A 22,137-nucleotide genomic window follows, 5' to 3' on the forward strand; every position below is an offset into this window, starting at 1 on the left:
TTTATTTTTATAAAAACCCAAAATCAAAAAATGCTCAAACAGTATTTACAATTTAAATTATCGCAAAAATTATCGCCTCAGCAAATTCAGTTGATGAAGCTAATACAACTGCCTACACAAGCTTTTGAACAACGATTAAAACAGGAACTAGAGGAAAATCCTGCCTTGGAAGGCGGTAAAGAATCTTCAGAGGATGATTTTGACGACACATTTGATAATAGTGCTGATGATTATGATGATAGTGAATCTATTAATTCTGAAGATATTAATGTTGATGAGTATTTAAGTGATGATGAGATACCAGATTACCGAACACAAGCCAATAATTATAGTGCTGATGACGACGAAAAACGTATGCCTTATGCGGCTGGCACATCGTTTACACAACATTTAATAAACCAGTTAAACACCTTCAGGTTGGATGACGAAGAACGTGATATTGCCGAATTTTTAGTTGGAAGCGTTGATGAGAGCGGTTATATTCGTCGTGATTTAAGTGACATTATGGATGATTTAGCATTCACTCAAAATGTTTACACTACTGAAGACAAGATAAAGTCCGTTTTAAAAATAGTCCACCAATTGGATCCTGCTGGTGTTGGGGCACGGAACTTACAAGAATGTTTAAGTATTCAATTACATAGAAAAGAAAAAACGGCTGACTCCGAACTAGCAATTAACATCATTGATAACGCCTTTGAACAGTTTACCAAAAAGCATTATAAAAAATTGTTGCAAAAATTTGACATCACTGAAGACCAATTAAAAGGTGCGATAGGTGTTATTGAACATTTAAACCCAAAACCCGGTGGCTCTTATGCTGGAAACAATAGAATTGTTGAACATGTTGTTCCTGATTTTGCCATTAAAATTGTTGATGGCGAATTAGAGCTAACACTAAATGGTCGAAATGCACCAGAGTTACATGTCTCGCGAGAATATAGCAATATGCTTAAAGGCTATAAGGATAGTAAAGACAAATCAAAATCTCAAAAAGATGCCGTTCAATTTATCAAGCAAAAACTAGATGCTGCCAAATGGTTTATAGAAGCTATTAAACAACGTCAACAGACATTATTTGTCACTATGAGTGCTATTATGCACTACCAAAAAGAATATTTTTTAACAGGCGATGAGCGTAAACTACGCCCAATGATTTTAAAGGATATAGCTGATGAAATTGATATGGATGTATCTACGGTATCACGAGTTGCAAACAGTAAGTACGTGGACACACCTTATGGCACAAAACTCATTAAAGAGTTCTTTTCAGAATCCATGACCAATGACCAAGGCGAAGAAGTTTCAACTAGAGAAATCAAAAAAATTCTTGAAACAGTTATTGAAAATGAAAACAAGAAAAAACCAATGACTGATGAGGCTTTAGCCAAAATACTAAAAGAGAAAGGTTACCCCATTGCAAGACGTACAGTAGCAAAATACAGAGAGCAACTTGACATACCTGTGGCTCGATTACGCAAGAAAATATGATGAATGCTATTTTAAAAAGTATCTCATTTATTTTTCATCCCATATTGATGCCTATGTTAGGTGTCTTGTTTTATTTTTCAAAATCCCCTAGATATATTCCTATTGAAATTGTTCAAGCAAAAATAATTTCACTTTTTATTCTAACTGTTTTGCTTCCTATTTTGTTATACTTTTTATTAAAAACCATGGGCAAAACCTCAACTATATATCTTGAGTCCACTCAAGAACGCATTACCCCATTGATACTTAATAGCATTATTATCTTGCTCATTTTGATGCGTGTATTACCAAGTAGTGAAATTATTGAACTGTATTACTTTTTTATCGGAATTTTAATAACCACATTGAGCTGTTTGATTTTAGCTTTCTTAAAATTTAAGGCTAGTTTACACATGGCTGGAATAGCTGGTATTTTTATGTTTTATGTAGCTTTAAGTATCCATTTCAGTATAAATATAAATGGCACATTAGCATTAATGGCTATTTTGATTGGTGCTATAGCAACCTCCAGATTACATATGAAAGCTCACAGCTACAAAGAACTTATTGTAGGCTTTTTTATGGGTTTTATCCCACAATTGATTCTAGTGAATTATTGGTTATAAAATATAGAATATGAGCCCTACTTTTATAGCGTTCATATCAACAGAAACATCATTTACAGAAATATTATCGAAAATTGGATTAAGACCATAATAAAAATAAATATTCCAAGTATTATATCCAGCACTTATCGTTAATCCATATTGAAAATCATTAAACGATTTTATATTCCCCTCTCTTATGGTTCCTAAATCACCTTTAAACTTTGAAGAGCTATATACTACATATCCAATATTTAATCCTGTATAAATTCGCCAAAATTTATAATCATCACTTGTAGAAGTTCGCCATCTTACTTGAAGTGGCATTTCAACCATGTACATTGTAAACTTGTTTTTGGTGTAGTCTATATCACTTTTATCCAAAACTATATAATCATAACCAGCACCATCTTCCTGTATAAGGAAATTATGGTTAAATGAGTTTGAAGATAAGCCCAACCCTAATCCTAAAGCCCAATTGCGCCTTTTATTTATAGGGAAATCCCTAATAAACCCTAAATGAAATCCACTAGAAAAACCACTTTGTGAAACCATATCAGGTTTATTCCCTAGTAAATTATAGGTTACTGCTATATAAAATTGATCTTCTCTATACTTACTATCCGTCTCTTTTTTAATAGTGTCCGTTTCTACTTGAGCGTAACAATTAGTAAAGCCAATAAGAGCAATTATTACCAATAATATATTTTTCATATAGGTGTTTAAAACGTTGTTCAAAATAATAAAAAATGGCGTACAGATTTCTCTGTACGCCATAAATTATAAAATTAAGACTCTAATTATTTTAAATCTCTCAAGGCATCTCCCTTTCGAGTTTTATAATTTATTTTTAAAGCGTTTACCTTTCTTAATTCCTGTTTAATATCAGAAACAAGTCCCATGTTAGTCTCTTTATCAACACTCAAAACTGTAGTTAAGTAAGGTATTTCTTCTTCACGCTTACTGTCGCGTTCAGCAGCAATAAAAGCAGCAATTTCAGATACGTCAGCAAACTTATCATTTAGTTGCAGTCTGGCAACTGTACCCATATCCTTGTAAGAACTACTTGGTTTACCAGCATATATGTACATTAATAAGTTTCTTTTTGCAAGCTTTTCAACCTGATCTGCAGCTGGTAACGTGTTTTCTATTTTTAACGTGTTTTGACGCATTACCGTTGCTACCATAAAGAAGAATAACAACATAAATACAATATCAGGTAATGATGCCGTAGATATAGCTGGTAAATCGCCTCCTTTTTTCTTTTTAAATTTAGACATAAATTTTACTGTTTATCTAATTTGATTTTTTTGGTTCGGCTTCTGAAAACTTTTGCGGAATCAATAATTTAATTGCCTCAATCTTATCCTTTAAACTAGCTTTATCAGCTGCTGATGTTTTCGGATCAGAATACATTTTATCAGCTTCAACATAACTCATGTTTAGGGATGGGTAGGCCAATTCAAACTCTCTATTACGCAATTCGTTATATGCCGCAATTATTTCATTCTGCACAGCAATATAAGTTTCATAGCTTGTTGCTCTATCATTTTGCAATGATATAATGGCTTTCTCAAAATTATCAGAAGATTGAGGGTTTTTCTTTCCTTTACATTTTGCACAGGCATCTTCACCCTTGCCACCTCCATTATCTAAAAAGGCTACTGCTTTTTTACGCAGATCTTTAAGTTTTATCAATTCCCCATCATTACCATTAGCTTTCAACAATAAATCGTTGTTACGGTTAACAGTTAACTGAAATATATTTCGTTCCTTAATAATTGGCGGTTCTGTTTCCTCTATTGGTGGTAACTTTCTGTTCAACCCTGAATCTATTTCGATTGTAGTTGTTACTAGAAAGAAAATCAATAGTAAGAAAGCAATGTCAGCCATGGAACCTGCATTAACTTCTGGTGCTGATCTTTTAGCCATAATTATTTATTTATTACTTTTTTCATTCCAGAAAGCAACATTGTAGCCGCTGCTGCCAATATTAGTATATAGAAGGCAACTAACCCAGCACCTACCATATGTGATTCACTTTCTGTAGCTTCTACGCCATTATAGAAATATTCATTTGTATCGCCACCTGAAACAGCATAAGCAATAACGAGAACAGCTGCAAAAATCCCTACACCTATAAGTGTGTTTTTTAAAGTTGCTGTATTAGTAAATAGATTTTTTAGCACAAAAATCAATACAAATACAATTGTAAGAGCCATGATTATATAGGCTACAATAGCCATAGGTTCAACAATTGCAGTATCACCACTCATTGCGGCAGCTTTAATAGCTTCATCGCCTTCATTGATTATCCTAACTAAAAAGATAATCCCTGCTAGCGCTAAAATAGCTGCTATTATTTTTAAAATTTTATGTAAACCCATAATTTTTGTATAGTTGTGATTAATTATTACTTCTTATTTCTAATCAATAAATCCATCAATGTGATAGATGCATCTTCCATATCATTAACAATACTGTCAATTTTAGCAATGATATAGTTATAGAAAATTTGAAGAATAATTGCAACAATTAGACCAAATACCGTTGTTAAAAGAGCTACTTTAATACCTCCTGCAACAAGTGATGGTTGCATATCACCAGCAGCTTCAATCTTATCGAAAGCTTGAATCATACCTATTACCGTACCCATGAACCCTAACATTGGTGCTAAAGCGATGAATAAAGAAATCCATGATACATTCTTTTCTAATTGTCCCATTTGAACACCACCATAAGCGATAACTGCTTTTTCGGCAGCCTCAATACCTTCATCTGTTCTATCTAAACCTTGATAGAATATAGAAGCTACAGGTCCTTTAGTATTTCTACAAACTTCTTTGGCCGCATCAACACCACCTGATTGTAATGCATCTTCAACATCTTGAGTCAATTTTTTTGTATTTGTTGTAGAAAGGTTTAAAAAGATAATTCTCTCAATAGCTATGGCTAAACCAAGAATTAAACATAATAATACAATTCCCATAAACCCTGGACCACCTTCAATAAAACGCTTTTTTAATTCTTGATGAAATCCTAATGTTTCTTCAGCAGCTTCTTCAGTAGCTTCTTCTTGGATTGTGTTAACAACTGCCGTTGCACTTGTAGCTGCATTTGTAGTTGCATTTACTGTTCCGATTGCCATAAAACACATAATGGCTAGGATAGAAAATAATCTTTTCATTGTTCTTGTTCTTAATTTTATTAGTTAAAGTGTTAAAGATATAAAAAAAATGTAATTAAAAAATTAAAATTACAGCAGAGAGGAAGGGATTCGAACCCTCGATACGCTTTTGGCGTATACACACTTTCCAGGCGTGCGCCTTCGACCACTCGGCCACCTCTCTGTAATTGTTTCTTATTACAGTGTGCCAAATAACAAAAAAACTAGCAAAAGGGAAAATTTTGAAAGTTAATTTTATGCCATTTCTCCTCTTAAAGAGGTTTCAAATACTGTTTTGAAGGTTTTATTAGAAATTTTCTCTCCAATCAAGTACATTAATTTGGTTATTGCTGCTTCAGTCGTGATATCTTTACCAGATATTACACCTAAATTTTTTAGTTGTGAACTGGTTTCATATTGTCCCATGGCAACGCTCCCACCGGAACATTGCGTCACATTGATAACATGAATGCCTTTTTTGTGAGTTTTGGAGATTAAATCTATAAACCAATCCTCAGTTGTGGCGTTTCCTGCTCCATAGGTTTCCAAAACGACACCTTTTAGATTAGGTGTTTCTAATATGCTTGTTAGAACTATTTCAGAGATTCCCGGGAATAATTTTATGAGCGCAATATTATTATCTAATGTTTTATGTACAACTAATTTCTTCCTTGCATTTGGCGCAAACAAAGCTTCTTTATTTATTTTGAGATGAACACCTGATTCAGCTAAATGCGGATAGTTTAATGATTCAAAAGCTTCAAAATGTTCAGCGTTTATTTTTGTCGTACGATTTCCTCGATATAATTTGTATTCAAAATACAAACCCACTTCCCTTATTAACGGCTTATTACGCAACTGCAATGAAGCCATTTGTATGGAGGTAATTAAATTTTCTTTGGCATCTGTCCTAAGGTCACCAATAGGAAGTTGTGACCCAGTAAGTATGACTGGTTTTGCCAAATTTTCCAACATAAAACTCAAAGCAGATGCCGAATAACTCATGGTATCACTCCCATGCAAAACAACGAAGCCATCAAATTGATCATAATGTTTTTCAATTATTTCTGCTATTTGAACCCAATATTTAGGATTCATATTTGAAGAATCAATAGGGTTTTCAAAAGACACCGTTGAAATATTACAACTTAAAAGTTTGAGTTCTGGTATTTGCTTCAATAAATTATTAAAATCGAAAGACTTCAAGGCTCCAGTATTAGCATTTTTTATCATACCAATAGTTCCACCAGTATAAATTAAAAGTATGTTTGGTTGCAACTTGTTCATCATTTATACTTTAAATATTTTATGCGAGTTTTGAGTAGTAATTTCAGCAATTCTTTCTTTAGGTATATTATACAATTCAGACAATTTATCTAACACTTTTACTATATAACTACTTTCATTACGTTTTCCTCTGTATGGTTTGGGAGCCAAATAAGGGGAATCGGTTTCCAAAACTATATGATTTAAATCTATTTCATTTATAAATTGGTCTATTTTGCCATTTTTAAAAGTAACTACACCTCCAATACCTAGCTTCATGTTAAAGGAAATAGCTCTATGAGCTTGTTCTTTTGTTCCGGTAAAGCAATGAAAAATTCCAAATAAATCATCTGACTTTTCAGATTCAAGAACTTCAAAAATCTCATCGAATGCTTCTCTGCAATGAATAACTATTGGTAATTTATACTTTTTAGCTAATTGAATTTGTCGTTTAAAAGCCTTCTTTTGAATTTCTAATGTGCTTTTATCCCAATACAGATCAATACCTATTTCACCAACTGCATAAAAAGGTCTCGTAGCTAGCATATCTTCAACATGGGCTAACTCCTCCATATAATTCTCCTTTACTGATGTTGGATGCAAGCCCATCATTAAAAAAATATTTTCAGGATAATCTTTTTCCAACTGTAACATGGCAGGAGTATATTGTGAATCAATAGCTGGAATAAAAAACCGCGTAACACCTGCATTAATAGCTCTTTGAATCATGTCGTCTCTTTCTGAATCAAATGCTTCGCTATATAAATGCGTATGTGTATCCGTTATTATCATTTAGCAAAAATATATCTTTTTACATTATTACCTTTGCAATAAAACAGATAGTTTATGGAAAGCCTCAAAGAGTTTCTTACAGAAAAAGGGTATGCAAAAATTAAATTAAAGCTCACTAAAACAAATCATTTTGAAATAAAAGCCACCATTAATGGCGTCAAAGGATTGTTTATTTTAGACACAGGTGCTTCAAGTTCATGTGTTGGTTTTGATGCTATTGAAACTTTTAAACTAAAAGCAAAAGACTCTGAAGTAAAAGCGGCAGGTGCTGGTGCTACAGGTATGTTGACACAAATTTCGAAAAAGAACCATGTAAAAATTGGGAAATGGAAAAAAAATAAAATAGCATTGATTCTCTTTAATATGACTCATGTTAATACTGCGTTAGTTGCACATAACGCTCAACCAGTTGACGGCATCATTGGAGCTGATATATTGAAAAAATCAAAAGCCATTATTGATTATGAAAAGAAATATTTATACTTAAAATTGTAGTACAAATCCTATGATTTAAGTATATTGTGAACTCTGCTTTATTATCAGTTTAACTAAAAATATTCCATGAACACCTCCATAATAATCGCCGATGACCATCCTTTAATGTTAAGAGGTTTGAGCGATTTTTTAACTTCAAAAGGCTATAACATAATTGGTAGTGCTACCAATGGCAATGAAGCTTACAATTTAATTGTAAAACAAAAACCAGATTTAGCAATCTTGGATATTAGGATGCCTTTTAGAACTGGCTTGGAAGTTGCTGAAGAATGTTTTAAAAATAATCTCGAGACAAAAATTATTTTAATAACTTTTGATAAAGGAGAAGAACTTTATGACAAGGCAAAAGAATTAAACATTTACGGGTACATCCTAAAAGAGTTTGCTATAGAAGAGATTGAAATGTGTATTAGCCATGTAATTGAAGGGCAGCCTTATTTTAGCGAAGAAATTGCTTCGTACCTAAAATCTTCTGTTCCATCTGCAAAACCCGGCGAGATACAAAAGTTAACTAAGTCTGAAGTTAAAATTTTAAAGCTCATATCAGAAAACAAAACGAGTCAGCAAATAGCTGAAATACTTGATATTTCATTTAGAACAGTTACAACTCACAGAAGCAATATTGTTCATAAACTCAATCTGGAAAATAGACCATCTTCATTATTTCTATGGGCTAGCAAAAATAAAAGCCTGCTATAAAAATACGTACAAGTACGTATTTTTTAATAGAGTCAAATCACTTATCTTTACAATGCTATTAATTGATTCTTAAAGGGAGAATTACAGAAGGCTTTTTTTGTTCATTCGGAAAAGCCTTCTTTTTTTGGAATTATTTAAGCAGAAAAAATACGTATAAGTACGTATTTTTTAATAGAAATATATCACTTACCTTTACAATGCTATTAATTGATTCTTATAGGGAGAATTATAGAAGGCTTTTTCGTTTATTCAGGAAAGCCTTCTTTTTTTTGGAAGTATTCAAGCAGAAAAAAATACGTATAAGTACGTATTTTTTACACCAATAATCCACCTTACCTTTACCGTGCTATTAATTAGTTCTTAGGGAGAATTATTTTGAAACTCTGTGTTAGTAAAATAACATGGAGTTTTTTTATTCAATTTCAAATGGAAATAAAAATACGTACAAGTACGTATTTTTTAAAAGAAGTTTACCTGCTATCTTTACTTAAATAAAAAAGTCCCCAAATCTATAAACCGTATTCTAATGGAAAATGACACTGGCACAAACAAATACTTTATTATTGGTATCATTTTATTAGTATCAATAGTTATTTCAATAAATATTCTTGTTATATTTTTTAGTTAGTTAATTTCATATCAAGAAAAAAGCGCAACCTTTAAAAGTTGCGCTTTTCAATTTAAATAATTCATTTCTCTAAAGCTCTAATGCTTTCTTAATATTATTATCCATTAATAACTCTTCAGGATTTTCCAACGCTTCTTTCACAGCCACCAAAAATCCAACAGATTCCTTACCATCAATAATTCTATGATCATAAGAAAGAGCCACGTACATTATTGGTCTAATTTCAACTTTACCATCAACAGCTACTGGTCGTTCTACGATATTATGCATACCCAATATACCACTTTGAGGTGGATTTATAATAGGTGTTGACAACATACTTCCAAAAACACCACCGTTTGATATTGTAAAAGTTCCTCCAGTCATTTCATCTACAGTTATTTGACCATCTCTAGCGCGAATTGCCAGGCGTTTTACTTCAGCTTCAACTCCTCTAAATGATAAATTTTCTGCATTTCTTATAACTGGCACCATTAATCCTTTTGGTCCTGATACGGCTATTGAAATATCAACAAAATCATAACTAATCATTTCCTTTCCATCTATCATGGAATTAACAGCTGGGTACATTTTTAACGCACGTACAACTGCCAACGTAAAGAAAGACATAAAGCCTAGACCAACACCATGCTTCTCTTTAAAGGTTTCTTTGTATTCTTTTCGCAATTCAAAAATAGGTGACATATCTACCTCATTAAAGGTTGTCAACATAGCTGTTGTGTTTTTCGCTTCTACCAAACGTTCAGCTACTTTTCTACGCAACATAGACATTTTACTTCTAGACGATGATCTATTACCACCTGTTGGTGTTCCCATTGAAGGTGTTGCTTTAACGGCATCTTCTTTTGTTATACGACCATCTTTACCAGTTCCAGTAACCTCACTTGCTTTCATATCTTTTTCAGCAAGAATCTTTTTTGCAGCTGGACTAGCTACACCTGATGCATAGGTGTCTTTTGCTGGATTAGCTGCTTTTGCTCCAGTATCTTTTGTTTCTTTTTGATCTTTTGCCAAGTCTTTCTCAACATCATCTTGATTTCCACCTTCATCACCACCTTTATATGTAGTACTCGCATCTGCTGATGGTTCTGCACTAGTATCTATTAAACAAACAACTGCGCCTACAGCAACAGCATCTCCTTCCTCTGCTTTCAGTGTTATTGTTCCACTTGCCTCTGCTGGTAACTCTAAAGTAGCTTTATCACTATCCACCTCTGCAATAGCTTGATCTTTTTCTACATAATCACCATCTTCTACTAACCAAGTTGCTATTTCGACTTCTGTGATAGACTCTCCCGGTGACGGAACTTTCATTTCTAAAATCATTGTGTTACCTATTTTAGTTTTTTATTTTTTTAATATTGATTGTTTTTAGATTTATCAAATACAAAATCTATAACTTCTTGATGACGTTTTTTTGAACGCACAGAACTTCCAGCTGCAGGAGCCCCATAAGGTCTTCGTGTTGCTGCTCTGAAAGATTTTGCTTCATCCAAATGCATCAACATGTGACTGTAAGCTCCCATGTTTCTTGGTTCTTCTTGTGCCCAAACCACATCGTCAGCGTTCTTATATTTTTTTAAAACTGCTATTATATCGTCAGTTGGCAAAGGAAATAATTGCTCTATTCTTACCAATGCTACATCCTTACGTTCTAATTTTTCTCGTTCTTCTAATAAATCATAATAAAATTTACCTGTCACAAAAACCAAGGATTTAATTTTATCTGCTTTTGCACTAGCATCATCAATTAACATTTGAAAACTACCGTTAGCAAATTCATCAACAGTCGAGACGACAAGTGGATGACGCAACAAACTTTTTGGAGTGAAAACTATTAAAGGTTTTCTAAAGTTAGCTTTAACTTGCTTTCGCAATAAGTGATACATATTGGCTGGTGTTGTGCAATCTGCTACAAACATATTGTCTTTGGCGCACAACTGTAAATAACGTTCCATACGAGCCGATGAGTGCTCTGCTCCTTGACCTTCATACCCATGTGGCAATAACATGACTAAACCATTTTGTAACTTCCATTTATCTTCAGCTGCTGAAATGTATTGATCTAGCATGATTTGAGCACCATTACTAAAGTCTCCAAATTGAGCTTCCCAAATAGTTAATGTTTTAGGACTTGCCATAGCATAACCATAATCAAAACCTACCACTCCATATTCTGAAAGCAGTGAATTATAAATAAAAAACCTACCTTGACTATCACTTATTTGATTTAGCAAAACCACCTCTTCTTCACTATCTTCAACCTTAACTACTGCATGGCGATGAGAAAATGTCCCACGTTCAACATCTTGTCCTGAAATACGGACATCATAACCTTCTTCTAAAAGGGTTCCATAAGCTAAATGTTCAGCCATAGCCCAATCCAATTTATCCTCATCGAACATGGTTTTTCTAGACTCAACCAGTCTAGAAATTTTACGGATGAATTTTTTATCGCTAGGTAAAGTTGAAATTACATCGGTGATTTTAGACAAGCCTTCCTTTGAATACGTTGTATCAACCGGCTTCATCATTTTGTCTTCCTCAACAGTAGTATAGTTCACCCATTCATTTTCCATAAATGGTGTGATAACTGTTTTGTCTTCTTTACGGGAATCTTCTAATTTCTCTTCTAATGACGCTTTATAATCTTCTTCTAACTTCTTCACAAAAGCATCATCAACAATACCTTCAGCCTTTAGCTTTTCAGCATAAATATCTCTTGGGTTTTTATGTTTCGCTATAGCTTTATAAAGTAAAGGTTGCGTAAAACGAGGTTCATCACCTTCATTATGACCATACTTTCTGTAACCCAATAAATCAATAAACACATCACGTTTAAATGTCATTCTGAAATCTAATGCGAATAACATAGCATGAACTACAGCTTCAGCATCATCAGCATTAACATGTAGAACAGGTGAAAGAGTAACTTTACCAACATCAGTACAATAAGTACTTGAACGAGCATCCAAATAATTAGTTGTAAATCCAATTTGGTTATTAACTACTATATGTATGGTTCCATTGGTTTTATAACCTTCCAATTGAGCCATTTGAACCACTTCATAAACTAACCCTTGTCCTGCAATAGCTGCATCACCATGCACCACAATTGGTAGTACTTGAGATGGATTTTCAGGGTATTTATCATCTTGTTTAGCTCGGGTGATCCCTTCTACTACAGCTCCAACAGTTTCCAAATGCGAAGGGTTTGGTGCTATATTTAAATTTATTTTTTTTCCTGAATCCGTTGTACGATCACTTGTCCATCCCAAATGATACTTTACATCACCATCAAATACTTCCTGCTCATAATCTTTACCATCAAACTCGCTAAAAATATCTTTAGCTGATTTTCCAAAAATATTAGTAAGTGTACTTAAACGACCTCTATGAGCCATTCCCATGACAAACTCCTTAACATCATATTCTGAAGCTTTTTCAATAAGCGTATCCAATGCTGGAATTAGAGATTCCCCTCCTTCTAATGAAAATCGTTTTTGACCCACATATTTCGTATGCAAAAAAGTTTCAAACGAAACAGCTTCATTTAGTTTTTTAAGGATATGTCTTTTTTCATCAGCAGAAAATTTTGGCTGATTATCATTTATGTTTAGCTTATTTTGAATCCACTGAATTTCTTCAGGTTTTCTAATATACATGTATTCAATTCCAATGGAGTCACAGTAAATATTTTCAAGGTGATTTACAATTTGCCTCAACGTTTGTGATCCAATTCCTAATATTTCGCCAGCACTAAAAACCGAATCCATATCAGCTTGAGACAGTCCGAAATTCTCAATTTCGAGTGTGGGAGCATATTTTCTTCTAGCTCTAACAGGATTTGTTTTGGTGAATAAATGCCCACGAGTTCTATATCCATCAATAAGTTTCACTACTTGAAACTCCTTTTGAACATGCTCTGGCACTTGGGTTGAAACACCCTCAACAATCTCGCCGTTCATTCCATAATTTTCACTCCCAAAATCGTAACCTTGAAAGAAAGCTCTCCAACTAGGCTCAATGGAATCTGGGTTTTCTAAATATTGTTCGTATAAATCAGCAAAATAGGCTGTATGTGCGGCGTTTAAAAAGGAATATTTATCCATAAATGACTTAAAACTGAATCTTGTCGATAAAATTTATACAAAAGTACAACTTTTAGTAAAATTAGATATGGTTTTATTATTTTTATAACATGATTATTGCTTCAAAAAAAATGAAAATGAAAAAAGATCACTCTAGATTACATAAGGTATTATTATTTCTACTTCTTTTATGCTGTTTTCAAACAACAGTTTTATCACAAAATCAAAAAAGTGATTTTTGGAATCATATAGCAATTGGTGGAGGTTTGGGCTTAAGTTTTGGTGACGGCTTTTTTAGTGGTACAATAGCTCCCAGCGCTATTTATAGGTTTAGCCCTCAAGTTGCTGCAGGATTGGGTTTGAATTACACTTATAACGAAAGTAAAAACTTTTACAGATCATCTATTATTGGGGGAAGCATTATTGGGCTTTTCAATCCCATAAGAGAAGTTCAATTGTCAGCAGAATTTGAACAATTAAATGTCAATAGAAATTATGATAATTCCACTCCCTTTATAGACGAAGATTATTGGTATCCTGCTTTATTTCTAGGTGCTGGATATAGTATTTTTAGCGAATCTGTATCAGCAACTATCGGTATTCGATTTGATGTATTATATGACAGGGATCAAAGCATTTATGCCAATTCTTGGGCTCCATTTATACGCTTCTATTTCTAATAATTATTGCGGTACCAAACCTTTTGCCATTCCCTTTGAAGAATTAAAAAAGTGATGTGTTCTGACAATTCAACCATGTCATGACTATCAAGTTGTTTAACTTTTTTTTCTGGAACGTCAATTATGTACAATAAATTTAAATATTCCATAAATTTTTCTTGAATCAATTTATAGATAGTTTCATGCAGAATCAACTTTAAACTGGTTGGCAAAACAGTTTCATCAAACTCCAATTGAATATTGGCCAGACCAAAATCTTTATTTAACTGATTTATTAGTTTACAATAAAGATTTAAGTCGTTTGCTTTCTGAATCAATTCATCATATGAAATGGGTAAATTCACTATACTTTACGGTTCATTAATTCGCTCCCGAAATTTTTTAATATCTCTTTTTTATTATCAGAAACCTCTAAATTATCTAAAACGTCCATAGCTTTTTTGGTATAATTAACAATGGCTTGTTTAGTGGCTTCATTAGCTCCCGAATCAATAAAAATTTGCTTTATGGAATTTATTTTATCCATTTGATCTGAAGGACTTAAGCTATATAAATGCTCCAATTGTAATTTATCGTTTTCATTAGACAGCTCTAAAGCTTTTAGAAACAGATATGTTTTTTTGTTTTCAATAATATCTCCTCCAACTTGTTTCCCAAAAGTTTTTGGATCTCCAAAAGCATCCAAAAAATCATCTTGAAGCTGAAAAGCTATCCCCAAGTTTTTACCAAACTCATAAATACTATTCTGGTCTTCAACACTAGCTTGAGCAACGATTGCTCCCATTTTCATAGCAGCACCAACCAATACGGCCGTTTTATATTCTATCATTTTTAGATACTCATGAATTTCAACATGATCTTGCGTTTCAAAATCCACGTCATATTGTTGTCCTTCACAAACTTCCAAAGCGGTTTTACTAAATAATTGAGCTAATGCGTGGAATGTTTTAGTATCATAATTTTCAAACAACTGATAAGCCATAATAAGCATGGCATCACCTGATAATATTCCCGTATTAATATCCCATTTTTCGTGAACCGTCTCTTGACCTCTTCTTAAAGGTGCGTCATCCATAATATCATCATGTATTAATGAGAAATTATGAAATACCTCGATACTTAAAGCAGCATCTAACGCTTTTTTATAGTCGCAATCAAAGATTTCTGCTGTTAGAAGTGTTAAGACTGGTCTTAAACGCTTTCCTCCCAATTCTAAAATATAATTGATAGGCTTATATAAACTTTCAGGCTCTCGGTGTTTTATAAACTTCTGAAGATAGTCCACAAAAGCCTCTTGATAAAATGGAATATTTTGCATCATGCAAAAATAATGCAATTGTAGTCATAAACACAACTAGTTTATTCTAATGTTAAGAAATTATTAAAACTTTGGAAACTTTTATTGTTTTTAAAGTTTCCTTGCTTACTTTTGCATCCTGAATTATGAGAGAAAAGATTTTAACACACTCCGCAGAATTGTTTTTGACCTATGGTTTTAAAAGTGTAACCATGGATGATATTGCCAATAATTTGGGGATTTCAAAAAAAACGATTTATCAACATTTTGATAATAAGACCAAGCTGGTAGAAGCTACAACATTACACATGTTTGATGTTATATCGCATGGTATTGATTGTATATGCGAGCTTAAAAAGAACCCTATTGAAGAACTTTACGATATAAAGAACTTTGTGATGGAGCATTTAAAAAATGAGAAATCATCACCACAATATCAATTACAAAAGTATTACCCTAAAATTTTCTCAACATTAAAGTCTAAACAATTTGAAGTTATGCAAACATGTGTAACCGCAAATCTAGAGCGAGGTGTTAAAGACGGACTTTATAGAAACAATATACACATTGACTTTATAGCTAGATTATATTTTAACGGCATGGTATCACTTAAGGATCAGGACTTATTCCCTTTAACACATTTTTCAATGAATGTATTGTTGGAAAATTATTTAGAATATCATTTACGTGGTTTATGCACAGATAAGGGTAACCAAATATTAAATAAAATTATCAATCAAACCAAAAATCAATAACTGTACTAAAACAATGAAATTTACATTAATCATACTAATCAGTTTCTTTTTCTCTGGGTTAAGCTTTGCTCAAGAAAGCAGCTATAGTTTTAGTTTATCTGAAGCCATAGATTTTGCTTTAGAAAACAATAGAAATGCTAAAAACGCTGTTCGTGATATTGAGATAGCCAAAAAAGAAAAATGGGAAACAACAGCTACAGGCTTACCACAAATAAATGGTAATATTGACTACCAAAACTGGATAAAACAACAAGTCTCCTTAATTCCTGGAGAAATTGCAGGTGGTGAGCCTGGCACTTTTGTCCCTGTTGTATTTGGAACACAGCAAAGCATGAATGTTGGCGCCACTTTAAATCAATTGCTTTTTGATGGCTCTTACCTAGTTGGCCTACAAGCAGCAAAGGTTTATTTACTCATTTCAGAAAATTCAAAAATCAAAACAGACCTTGAAGTGCGTAATGCCGTAATCAATTCATATGGTAACATTTTGTTAGCTGAAGAAAGCTTAAAAATAGTAAACAATAACATTGCAGTTCTAGAGAAAAACCTTGAAGAAACGACTAAAATTTACGAGAACGGTCTTGAGGAAGAAGAAAGCGTAGAGCAACTTCAAATTACCTTATCCAATTTAAAAAACTATTTGAACAACAACATCCGCTTAAAAGATTTGGCTTATAAAATGTTCAACATCACGCTTGGTTTAGATGTTAATACAGATATTGTTTTGACCGATGACCTTGAAACACTCACACTTCAAAATATTTCGTTAGATATTTTAAGTGCTGACTCAAATGTTGAGAACACTATAGATTATAGAATTGCTGCCAATTACATGGAAACGCAAGAACTACTCTTAAAATTAGAAAAAAGCACCTTTTTACCACGACTGAATGCATTTGTATCTGCAGGCTATAATGGCTTTAATGATGAGTTCACTTTTACTAATAATAATCAACAATGGTTTGGTCAGGCATTATTTGGTGTTGGTATGTCTATACCAATATTCAGTTCAGGAATGCGTAATGCCGCAACACAGCGTGCAAAAATAAATGTTGAAAAAGCTAAAGAAGAACTTACTGAAACCGAACAGCAGTTACAATTTCAAATTGCTAATGCCAAAAGCGCCTATCAATTTGCCATAGATGAATATGCTAATAAGAAAGACAACCTAAATCTTGCTGAACGTATAGAATCAAAAAACGAAACTAAATTCTTTGAAGGCATTGCTTCTAGTTTTGATTTAAGACAAGCTCAAACACAATTATATACAGCCCAACAAGAGTATTTACAATCTATGCTTAATGTTATTGCAACAAAAGCAGAACTAGAAACCATTTTAAACACTGTTAATTATTAAGCTATTAATTAGACTATCATGAAAAATATATTATCAATTGCCATTGTAACTCTTATCATAACCTCCTGTGGTAGCGATAAGAAAAATTCACTCGAAAGTGTGTTAAGCTCCAACAATCTAGAGCTTATGCGTAAAAAAAGAGCTGAAATAATTGAGCAACAACAAACAATAAACGACCAATTAACAACATTAGATCAAGCGATTTCAAAAGTAGATACCGTTAAAAAAATCCCACTGATAACTACATTTAAAACTAAAAACCAAGCCTTTAATCATTACTTTGAAATACAAGGAAATGTCACAACAAAAGATCTTTTGGTTATCACACCAGAATATAATGGCATCCTAACACGTGTTTATGTTAAAGAAGGTGAAAAAGTAAAAAAAGGGCAAACCCTTGCCAAAATTGATGATGGTGGATTAAGCCAACAATTAGCCCAGTTGCAAATTCAAGCTGAATTAGCCAAAACAACCTATGAAAGACAAAAACGCCTTTGGGATCAAAATATAGGAAGTGAAATTCAGTTTTTACAGGCAAAATCCAATTATGAGGCACAGGCAAAAGCCGTTAATCAATTGGAGCAACAAATTGCTAAAACAGTTGTAAAAGCCCCTTTTTCAGGAACAATAGATGATGTTATCACAGAACAAGGTAATGTCGTAGCTGCAGGACAATCGCAGCTTTTTCGTTTGGTAAATCTAGATAACATGTACATTGAAACAGAGGTTCCTGAACGTTATATTGAAGACGTAACTAAAGGAAAACATGTTGTGGTTGAGTTTCCAGTATTAAATAAAACCATTGAAACAGAAATTCGTCAGGCAAGTGATTTCATTAATCCTGCCAATAGAACCTTTAAAGTTGAAGTTGCTATTCCTAATTCAGAAAAAAATATTAAACCAAACTTAACAGCAAGACTCAAAATAAACGATTATACGAGTAAAGACGCTATTTTAATCCCTCAAAGTGTGATTTCTGAAAATGCTGAAGGCGAACAATATGTTTATACCGTCGCAGATAAGAACAGTGATAATGAAGGCATAGCAAAAAAAACCATTATTACAACTGGCAAAACGCAAGGCGATGTTATTGAGGTTCTTTCTGGAATAAAAGATAACACCGAAGTTATAAAGGAAGGTGCGCGTAGTGTAAAAGATAGTCAAACCGTTAAGGTTATTGATTACAAGGAAGATGTGCAATAAACTAACTCATTAGCCAAAAGATTTAAAACATGACCGAAAGACAGAAAAAAGTCGATAAAGAATTTGGACTATCATCATGGGCCATTAATAATAAAACCACAATTTATGTCCTGATTTTAGTGTTCTTTTATTTAGGGTTATCAGCATTTTTTGAAATGCCAAGAGAAAATTTCCCGGAAGTAAACGAAACTAAAATATATGTTAGTACCATTTACCCTGGCAATACAGCCGAGGATATTGAAAAACTTATAACAGATCCGTTAGAAGACGAGTTAAAAACCGTTAGTAATGTTGTTGAGATAACCTCTACATCTCAAGAAGATTATTCCATGGTTGTTATAGAATTTGATGAAGGTATTTCAGTTGAAGATGCCAAGCTAAAAGTGAAAGATGAAGTAGAATCAAAAACCACTGGAGAAGATTGGCCAACTTTTAATGGTGCTAAAGTAGAACCTGATGTTTTTGATTTGAGTATGTCTGAAGAAATGCCCATACTCAATATAAATATTTCTGGAGATTACCCTGTTGAGAAACTCAAAGAATACGGTGAATATCTTCAAGATGAAATAGAAGATTTACTAGAAATTAAAGAAGTAGCCATTCGTGGTGCTCAAGAAAAAGAAGTTGAAGTAGCTGTTGATATTTACAAAATGATGGCTGCCCAAGTTTCTTTTGACGATGTTATAAATGCCATCAAAGGCGGTAATGTAACTATGTCTGCTGGAAATATAAAAGCAAGCGGGCAAAGAAGAACGATAAGGATTCTTGGAGAAATTGAAAACCCTGATGAACTAGAAAATTTTGTTGTAAAATCAGAACGAGACAATCCAATTTACCTTAAAGATATTGCAACGGTTAGTTTTCATGAAGAAGATAAAACCACGTTTGCTAGGGAATATGGTGAGCCTGTTGTTATGCTTGATGTAAAGAAGCGTGCTGGAAAAAACATGGTGGCTGCGGCTGAACAGATTCAAGAGATTGTAAAAATTGCTAAAACAGATGTTTTTCCTCCTGATCTAGAAGTGACAATTGCCAACGACCAATCATCCGTAACAATTGGTCAAGTTGATGACTTGGTTAACAACATTATTTTTGGTGTTATTCTAGTAGTAACGGTTTTAATGTTCTTTTTAGGTTTCAAAAATGCCATTTTCGTAGGATTTGCAATACCCATGTCTATGTTCATGTCACTCATGATTTTAAATATGTTTGGCATTACCCTAAATACAATGGTGTTGTTTGGATTAATTATGGGACTTGGTATGTTGGTAGATAACGGTATTGTTGTTGTAGAAAACGTTTATCGTTTAATGGACGAAGAAGGCATGAGTCGTATTGAAGCTGCTAAAAAAGGTATTGGCGAAATAGCTTTTCCAATTATCATTTCAACAGCAACAACAGTTGCAGCCTTTATCCCTCTTGGGTTATGGCCAGGAATTATGGGTGAATTTATGATGATTTTACCTCAAACATTATCTATTGTTTTAGGTTCTTCTCTTTTTGTTGCCATATTTTTTAATTCAGTGTTGGTATCTCAATTCATGAAAATCGAAGATAAAAACATGCCTTTAAAACGAATTGTCACTCTCACTTCAGTTATGGCTTTACTAGGCTTACTGGTTTATTTTGTGGCAGGCGAATATAGAGCATTAGGAACACTTATGGTCTTTACGGCCATAATGCTATGGGTTTATCGCTTATTCTTACGAAAGTGGGCTAATAATTTTCAAACTAAAACATTAGTCAAGCTAGAGCGTTTTTACGAAAGAACGTTGCGCTGGGCACTATCGGGTTGGAAACCCTATGTGTTGAGTTTTGGTACGTTCTTATTATTAATAGTAGCTTTTATGGCTTTTGGTGCTTCACTTTCTACACAACGTACCAAAGTAGAGTTTTTTCCAGATAATATCCCTAATCAAATCATAGTTTACATCGAATATCCTGAAGGAACTGCTATTGAAAAAACCAATGCCATCACAAAAGAAATTGAAAAACGTGTATATAACGTATTGGATGACTCACAGTATAAAGATGGTAATTACAATTTTATGGTTGAAAGCGCTGTTTCGCAAGTTGGTGAAGGTGCCGGAAATCCACAAACAGATGGTGGTTCGGCAGCTGAAATGCCTCATAAAGCTAAAATAACTGCTTCCATGCGTGAGTTTAAATACCGTCAAGGTGAAGACAGTGAGGTTTTACGTCAAAAAGTTCAAAAAGCTTTAGTTGGCATTTATCCTGGCGTTTTGATTTCTGTTGAAAAAGATGCAGCTGGACCACCTGCTGGATCGCCTATTAATATTGAAATAGAAGGTAAAGATTACGATGAATTAATCAATACTGCTGAACAAATGCGCGAGTTTATTAATAGTAAAAATGTTGCAGGTGTTGATGAACTTAAAATAGATGTGAATAAAGACAAACCCGTTATGCGTGTTGTTGTTGACCGTGAAAAAGCGGGTGAATTAGGTATTAGTGCATCACAGGTTGGACAACAACTTCGAAATTCTATTTTTGGTTCAAAAGCTGGTATTTACAAAGAAGATGGTGATGATTATGATATCTATGTGAGGTTTAATGAAGAAAATCGCTATAATAAAAGTGCCCTTTTTAATCAAAAAATAACCTTTAGAGATATGGCTTCAGGGCAAATCAAGGAAATTCCTGTTTCAGCTGTAGCTACTTACGAAAACACATCTGGTTTTAGTGCCATAAAACATAAAGACACTAAACGTGTTGTAACTGTTTATTCAGCTTTAGCTCCTGGTTATACAGATGCTGGTGCAGTAGTAAATCAAATACGAAACGAAATGAAAAGTTTTGAGGGTTTACCACAAAACATTAAAATAGATTATACTGGTCAAATTGAAGAACAAAATAAGCAAATGGCTTTTTTAATGGGAGCTTTCTTTACAGGTTTAGGCCTTATATTCTTTATTTTAATCTTCCAGTTTAACTCCATTTCAAAACCAGCCATAATCATGTTAGCTATATTTTTGAGTTTAATTGGTGTTTTTGGAGGCATTGTCATAACAGGAAGTGCCTTCGTAATAATGATGACCATGGTTGGTATCATCTCTCTGGCTGGTGTTGTGGTTAACAATGGAGTTGTTTTATTGGATTATGCTCAATTATTGATTGATCGTAAAAAAGTAAAACTTAATTTAAGTGACAATGATTACCTGGAGACAGAAGATTTATTTGAATCTATCGTAAAAGCTGGAAAAGCACGTTTACGTCCTGTTTTACTTACAGCCATTACAACAATTTTAGGTTTGATACCATTGGCTGTTGGCTTTAACATTAACTTCTTTACGCTTTTCAAAGACTTTGACCCTAATATTTATATTGGTGGTGATAACGTGATTTTTTGGGGTCCTTTAGCTTGGACCGTAATCTATGGACTATTTGTAGCGACATTTTTAACCCTTATCATAGTGCCAGTTTTATTCTTCTTAATAATGAAGCTTAAAATGTGGATAAGAAAAAAACGCATAGGATCTATACAACCTGAAAGCGAATCCTTATCCCCTGAATAAAGATTGATTAATAGCTGAATGAGCCCTGACAAATGTTAGGGCTTTTTTAATTTGATAATCATTTAACTTCATTAAATTTGCAACTCTAAATTTAGAT

At 33.2% G+C, this 22,137-nt stretch carries 20 protein-coding genes and 1 tRNA gene; 9 read left to right on the top strand and 12 right to left on the bottom strand.

The features are described 5' to 3' along the window. The first annotated feature begins 30 nt into the window (after positions 1–30). Together rpoN and C1S72_RS06540 are read left to right on the top strand one after the other, a co-directional pair. Positions 31–1,491, top strand: a complete 1,461-nt coding sequence (gene rpoN / locus C1S72_RS06535; protein ID WP_104734825.1) for an RNA polymerase factor sigma-54 — start codon at positions 31–33, stop codon at positions 1,489–1,491. Next, positions 1,488–2,096: a hypothetical protein gene (locus C1S72_RS06540; RefSeq protein WP_230401589.1), complete on the top strand. Its 609-nt coding sequence runs from the start codon at positions 1,488–1,490 to the stop codon at positions 2,094–2,096. Before rpoN ends, C1S72_RS06540 begins: the two co-directional genes overlap by 4 nt. Here the strand turns inward: C1S72_RS06540 and C1S72_RS06545 are convergent. The 8 genes from C1S72_RS06545 to C1S72_RS06580 form a co-directional block, all read right to left on the bottom strand. Further along, positions 2,091–2,789 carry a porin family protein gene (locus C1S72_RS06545; RefSeq protein WP_104735815.1) on the bottom strand — a complete coding sequence of 233 codons (699 nt, stop codon included), beginning with the start codon at positions 2,787–2,789 and terminating at the stop codon, positions 2,091–2,093. The two genes, C1S72_RS06540 and C1S72_RS06545, sit on opposite strands and share 6 nt — an antisense overlap. 86 nt (positions 2,790–2,875) lie before the next feature. Continuing rightward, the gene (locus C1S72_RS06550) at positions 2,876–3,355 is read right to left on the bottom strand and encodes an ExbD/TolR family protein (protein ID WP_104734826.1); all 480 of its coding nucleotides are present in this window, start codon (positions 3,353–3,355) and stop codon (positions 2,876–2,878) included. Positions 3,356–3,371: 16 nt separating this feature from the next. After that, positions 3,372–4,007: an ExbD/TolR family protein gene (locus C1S72_RS06555; RefSeq protein WP_104734827.1), complete on the bottom strand. Its 636-nt coding sequence runs from the start codon at positions 4,005–4,007 to the stop codon at positions 3,372–3,374. 2 nt (positions 4,008–4,009) lie between these two features. Next, entirely contained in the window at positions 4,010–4,462 is a 453-nt protein-coding gene (locus tag C1S72_RS06560) for a hypothetical protein (protein WP_104734828.1), read from the bottom strand. A gap of 26 nt (positions 4,463–4,488) precedes the next feature. Then, the gene (locus tag C1S72_RS06565; RefSeq protein ID WP_104734829.1) at positions 4,489–5,262 is read right to left on the bottom strand and encodes a MotA/TolQ/ExbB proton channel family protein; all 774 of its coding nucleotides are present in this window, start codon (positions 5,260–5,262) and stop codon (positions 4,489–4,491) included. A gap of 75 nt (positions 5,263–5,337) precedes the next feature. Then, positions 5,338–5,425 (bottom strand) — tRNA-Ser (locus tag C1S72_RS06570). Positions 5,426–5,496: 71 nt separating this feature from the next. Next, a complete protein-coding gene (locus C1S72_RS06575; protein WP_104735816.1) occupies positions 5,497–6,528 on the bottom strand; it encodes an asparaginase in 1,032 nt (343 codons plus the stop codon). Positions 6,529–6,531: 3 nt separating this feature from the next. Further along, positions 6,532–7,299, bottom strand: a complete 768-nt coding sequence (locus C1S72_RS06580; RefSeq protein ID WP_104734830.1) for a TatD family hydrolase — start codon at positions 7,297–7,299, stop codon at positions 6,532–6,534. Positions 7,300–7,353: 54 nt separating this feature from the next. Between C1S72_RS06580 and C1S72_RS06585 the strand changes: the two genes are divergently transcribed. Both C1S72_RS06585 and C1S72_RS06590 read left to right on the top strand, forming a co-directional pair. Continuing rightward, complete coding sequence (locus C1S72_RS06585) at positions 7,354–7,794, top strand: retropepsin-like aspartic protease (RefSeq protein ID WP_104734831.1); 441 nt, start codon at positions 7,354–7,356, stop codon at positions 7,792–7,794. 66 nt (positions 7,795–7,860) lie between these two features. Then, the gene (locus C1S72_RS06590) at positions 7,861–8,493 is read left to right on the top strand and encodes a response regulator (RefSeq protein WP_104734832.1); all 633 of its coding nucleotides are present in this window, start codon (positions 7,861–7,863) and stop codon (positions 8,491–8,493) included. A 697-nt stretch (positions 8,494–9,190) separates the two neighbouring features. Here the strand turns inward: C1S72_RS06590 and odhB are convergent. Together odhB and C1S72_RS06600 are read right to left on the bottom strand one after the other, a co-directional pair. Further along, entirely contained in the window at positions 9,191–10,447 is a 1,257-nt protein-coding gene (odhB, locus tag C1S72_RS06595) for a 2-oxoglutarate dehydrogenase complex dihydrolipoyllysine-residue succinyltransferase (RefSeq protein ID WP_104734833.1), read from the bottom strand. 29 nt (positions 10,448–10,476) lie between these two features. Then, positions 10,477–13,233: a 2-oxoglutarate dehydrogenase E1 component gene (locus C1S72_RS06600; RefSeq protein ID WP_104734834.1), complete on the bottom strand. Its 2,757-nt coding sequence runs from the start codon at positions 13,231–13,233 to the stop codon at positions 10,477–10,479. A gap of 116 nt (positions 13,234–13,349) precedes the next feature. On the opposite strand from C1S72_RS06600, the gene C1S72_RS06605 reads away from it, so the two are divergent. Beyond that, the gene (locus tag C1S72_RS06605) at positions 13,350–13,892 is read left to right on the top strand and encodes an alpha-ketoglutarate decarboxylase (protein ID WP_104735817.1); all 543 of its coding nucleotides are present in this window, start codon (positions 13,350–13,352) and stop codon (positions 13,890–13,892) included. On the opposite strand, the gene C1S72_RS06610 is transcribed toward C1S72_RS06605, so the two are convergent. Continuing rightward, entirely contained in the window at positions 13,889–14,239 is a 351-nt protein-coding gene (locus C1S72_RS06610; protein WP_394338524.1) for a hypothetical protein, read from the bottom strand. The genes C1S72_RS06605 and C1S72_RS06610 overlap by 4 nt on opposite strands. Beyond that, the gene (locus tag C1S72_RS06615; RefSeq protein ID WP_104734836.1) at positions 14,236–15,210 is read right to left on the bottom strand and encodes a polyprenyl synthetase family protein; all 975 of its coding nucleotides are present in this window, start codon (positions 15,208–15,210) and stop codon (positions 14,236–14,238) included. Before C1S72_RS06615 ends, C1S72_RS06610 begins: the two co-directional genes overlap by 4 nt. A 125-nt stretch (positions 15,211–15,335) precedes the next feature. On the opposite strand from C1S72_RS06615, the gene C1S72_RS06620 reads away from it, so the two are divergent. Genes C1S72_RS06620 through C1S72_RS06635 form a run of 4 tightly spaced genes read left to right on the top strand, consistent with a single transcriptional unit; the run spans position 15,336 to position 22,040 of the window. Then, complete coding sequence (locus tag C1S72_RS06620) at positions 15,336–15,944, top strand: TetR/AcrR family transcriptional regulator (RefSeq protein ID WP_104734837.1); 609 nt, start codon at positions 15,336–15,338, stop codon at positions 15,942–15,944. A gap of 13 nt (positions 15,945–15,957) precedes the next feature. Continuing rightward, on the top strand, positions 15,958–17,301 hold the full coding sequence (locus C1S72_RS06625) for a TolC family protein (RefSeq protein ID WP_104734838.1): 1,344 nt from the start codon (positions 15,958–15,960) through the stop codon (positions 17,299–17,301). 18 nt (positions 17,302–17,319) lie between these two features. Next, a complete protein-coding gene (locus C1S72_RS06630; protein WP_104734839.1) occupies positions 17,320–18,504 on the top strand; it encodes an efflux RND transporter periplasmic adaptor subunit in 1,185 nt (394 codons plus the stop codon). 29 nt (positions 18,505–18,533) lie between these two features. Further along, the gene (locus tag C1S72_RS06635; RefSeq protein WP_104734840.1) at positions 18,534–22,040 is read left to right on the top strand and encodes an efflux RND transporter permease subunit; all 3,507 of its coding nucleotides are present in this window, start codon (positions 18,534–18,536) and stop codon (positions 22,038–22,040) included. Positions 22,041–22,137: the final 97 nt, after the last annotated feature.

The organism is Hanstruepera ponticola (genome assembly GCF_002940745.1).
In the GTDB taxonomy this organism is placed as follows: domain Bacteria; phylum Bacteroidota; class Bacteroidia; order Flavobacteriales; family Flavobacteriaceae; genus Hanstruepera; species Hanstruepera ponticola.

Coding starts and splice junctions, on each gene's coding strand:
- C1S72_RS06580 (WP_104734830.1), bottom strand. CDS start 7,299: ATGATAATAACGGATACACATACGCATTTATATAGCGAAGCATTTGAT.
- C1S72_RS06540 (WP_230401589.1), top strand. CDS start 1,488: ATGATGAATGCTATTTTAAAAAGTATCTCATTTATTTTTCATCCCATA.
- C1S72_RS06630 (WP_104734839.1), top strand. CDS start 17,320: ATGAAAAATATATTATCAATTGCCATTGTAACTCTTATCATAACCTCC.
- C1S72_RS06565 (WP_104734829.1), bottom strand. CDS start 5,262: ATGAAAAGATTATTTTCTATCCTAGCCATTATGTGTTTTATGGCAATC.
- C1S72_RS06600 (WP_104734834.1), bottom strand. CDS start 13,233: ATGGATAAATATTCCTTTTTAAACGCCGCACATACAGCCTATTTTGCT.
- C1S72_RS06560 (WP_104734828.1), bottom strand. CDS start 4,462: ATGGGTTTACATAAAATTTTAAAAATAATAGCAGCTATTTTAGCGCTA.
- C1S72_RS06545 (WP_104735815.1), bottom strand. CDS start 2,789: ATGAAAAATATATTATTGGTAATAATTGCTCTTATTGGCTTTACTAAT.
- C1S72_RS06590 (WP_104734832.1), top strand. CDS start 7,861: ATGAACACCTCCATAATAATCGCCGATGACCATCCTTTAATGTTAAGA.
- C1S72_RS06555 (WP_104734827.1), bottom strand. CDS start 4,007: ATGGCTAAAAGATCAGCACCAGAAGTTAATGCAGGTTCCATGGCTGAC.
- odhB (WP_104734833.1), bottom strand. CDS start 10,447: ATGATTTTAGAAATGAAAGTTCCGTCACCGGGAGAGTCTATCACAGAA.
- C1S72_RS06605 (WP_104735817.1), top strand. CDS start 13,350: ATGAAAAAAGATCACTCTAGATTACATAAGGTATTATTATTTCTACTT.
- C1S72_RS06635 (WP_104734840.1), top strand. CDS start 18,534: ATGACCGAAAGACAGAAAAAAGTCGATAAAGAATTTGGACTATCATCA.
- C1S72_RS06620 (WP_104734837.1), top strand. CDS start 15,336: ATGAGAGAAAAGATTTTAACACACTCCGCAGAATTGTTTTTGACCTAT.
- C1S72_RS06585 (WP_104734831.1), top strand. CDS start 7,354: ATGGAAAGCCTCAAAGAGTTTCTTACAGAAAAAGGGTATGCAAAAATT.
- C1S72_RS06575 (WP_104735816.1), bottom strand. CDS start 6,528: ATGAACAAGTTGCAACCAAACATACTTTTAATTTATACTGGTGGAACT.
- C1S72_RS06625 (WP_104734838.1), top strand. CDS start 15,958: ATGAAATTTACATTAATCATACTAATCAGTTTCTTTTTCTCTGGGTTA.
- C1S72_RS06550 (WP_104734826.1), bottom strand. CDS start 3,355: ATGTCTAAATTTAAAAAGAAAAAAGGAGGCGATTTACCAGCTATATCT.
- rpoN (WP_104734825.1), top strand. CDS start 31: ATGCTCAAACAGTATTTACAATTTAAATTATCGCAAAAATTATCGCCT.
- C1S72_RS06615 (WP_104734836.1), bottom strand. CDS start 15,210: ATGCAAAATATTCCATTTTATCAAGAGGCTTTTGTGGACTATCTTCAG.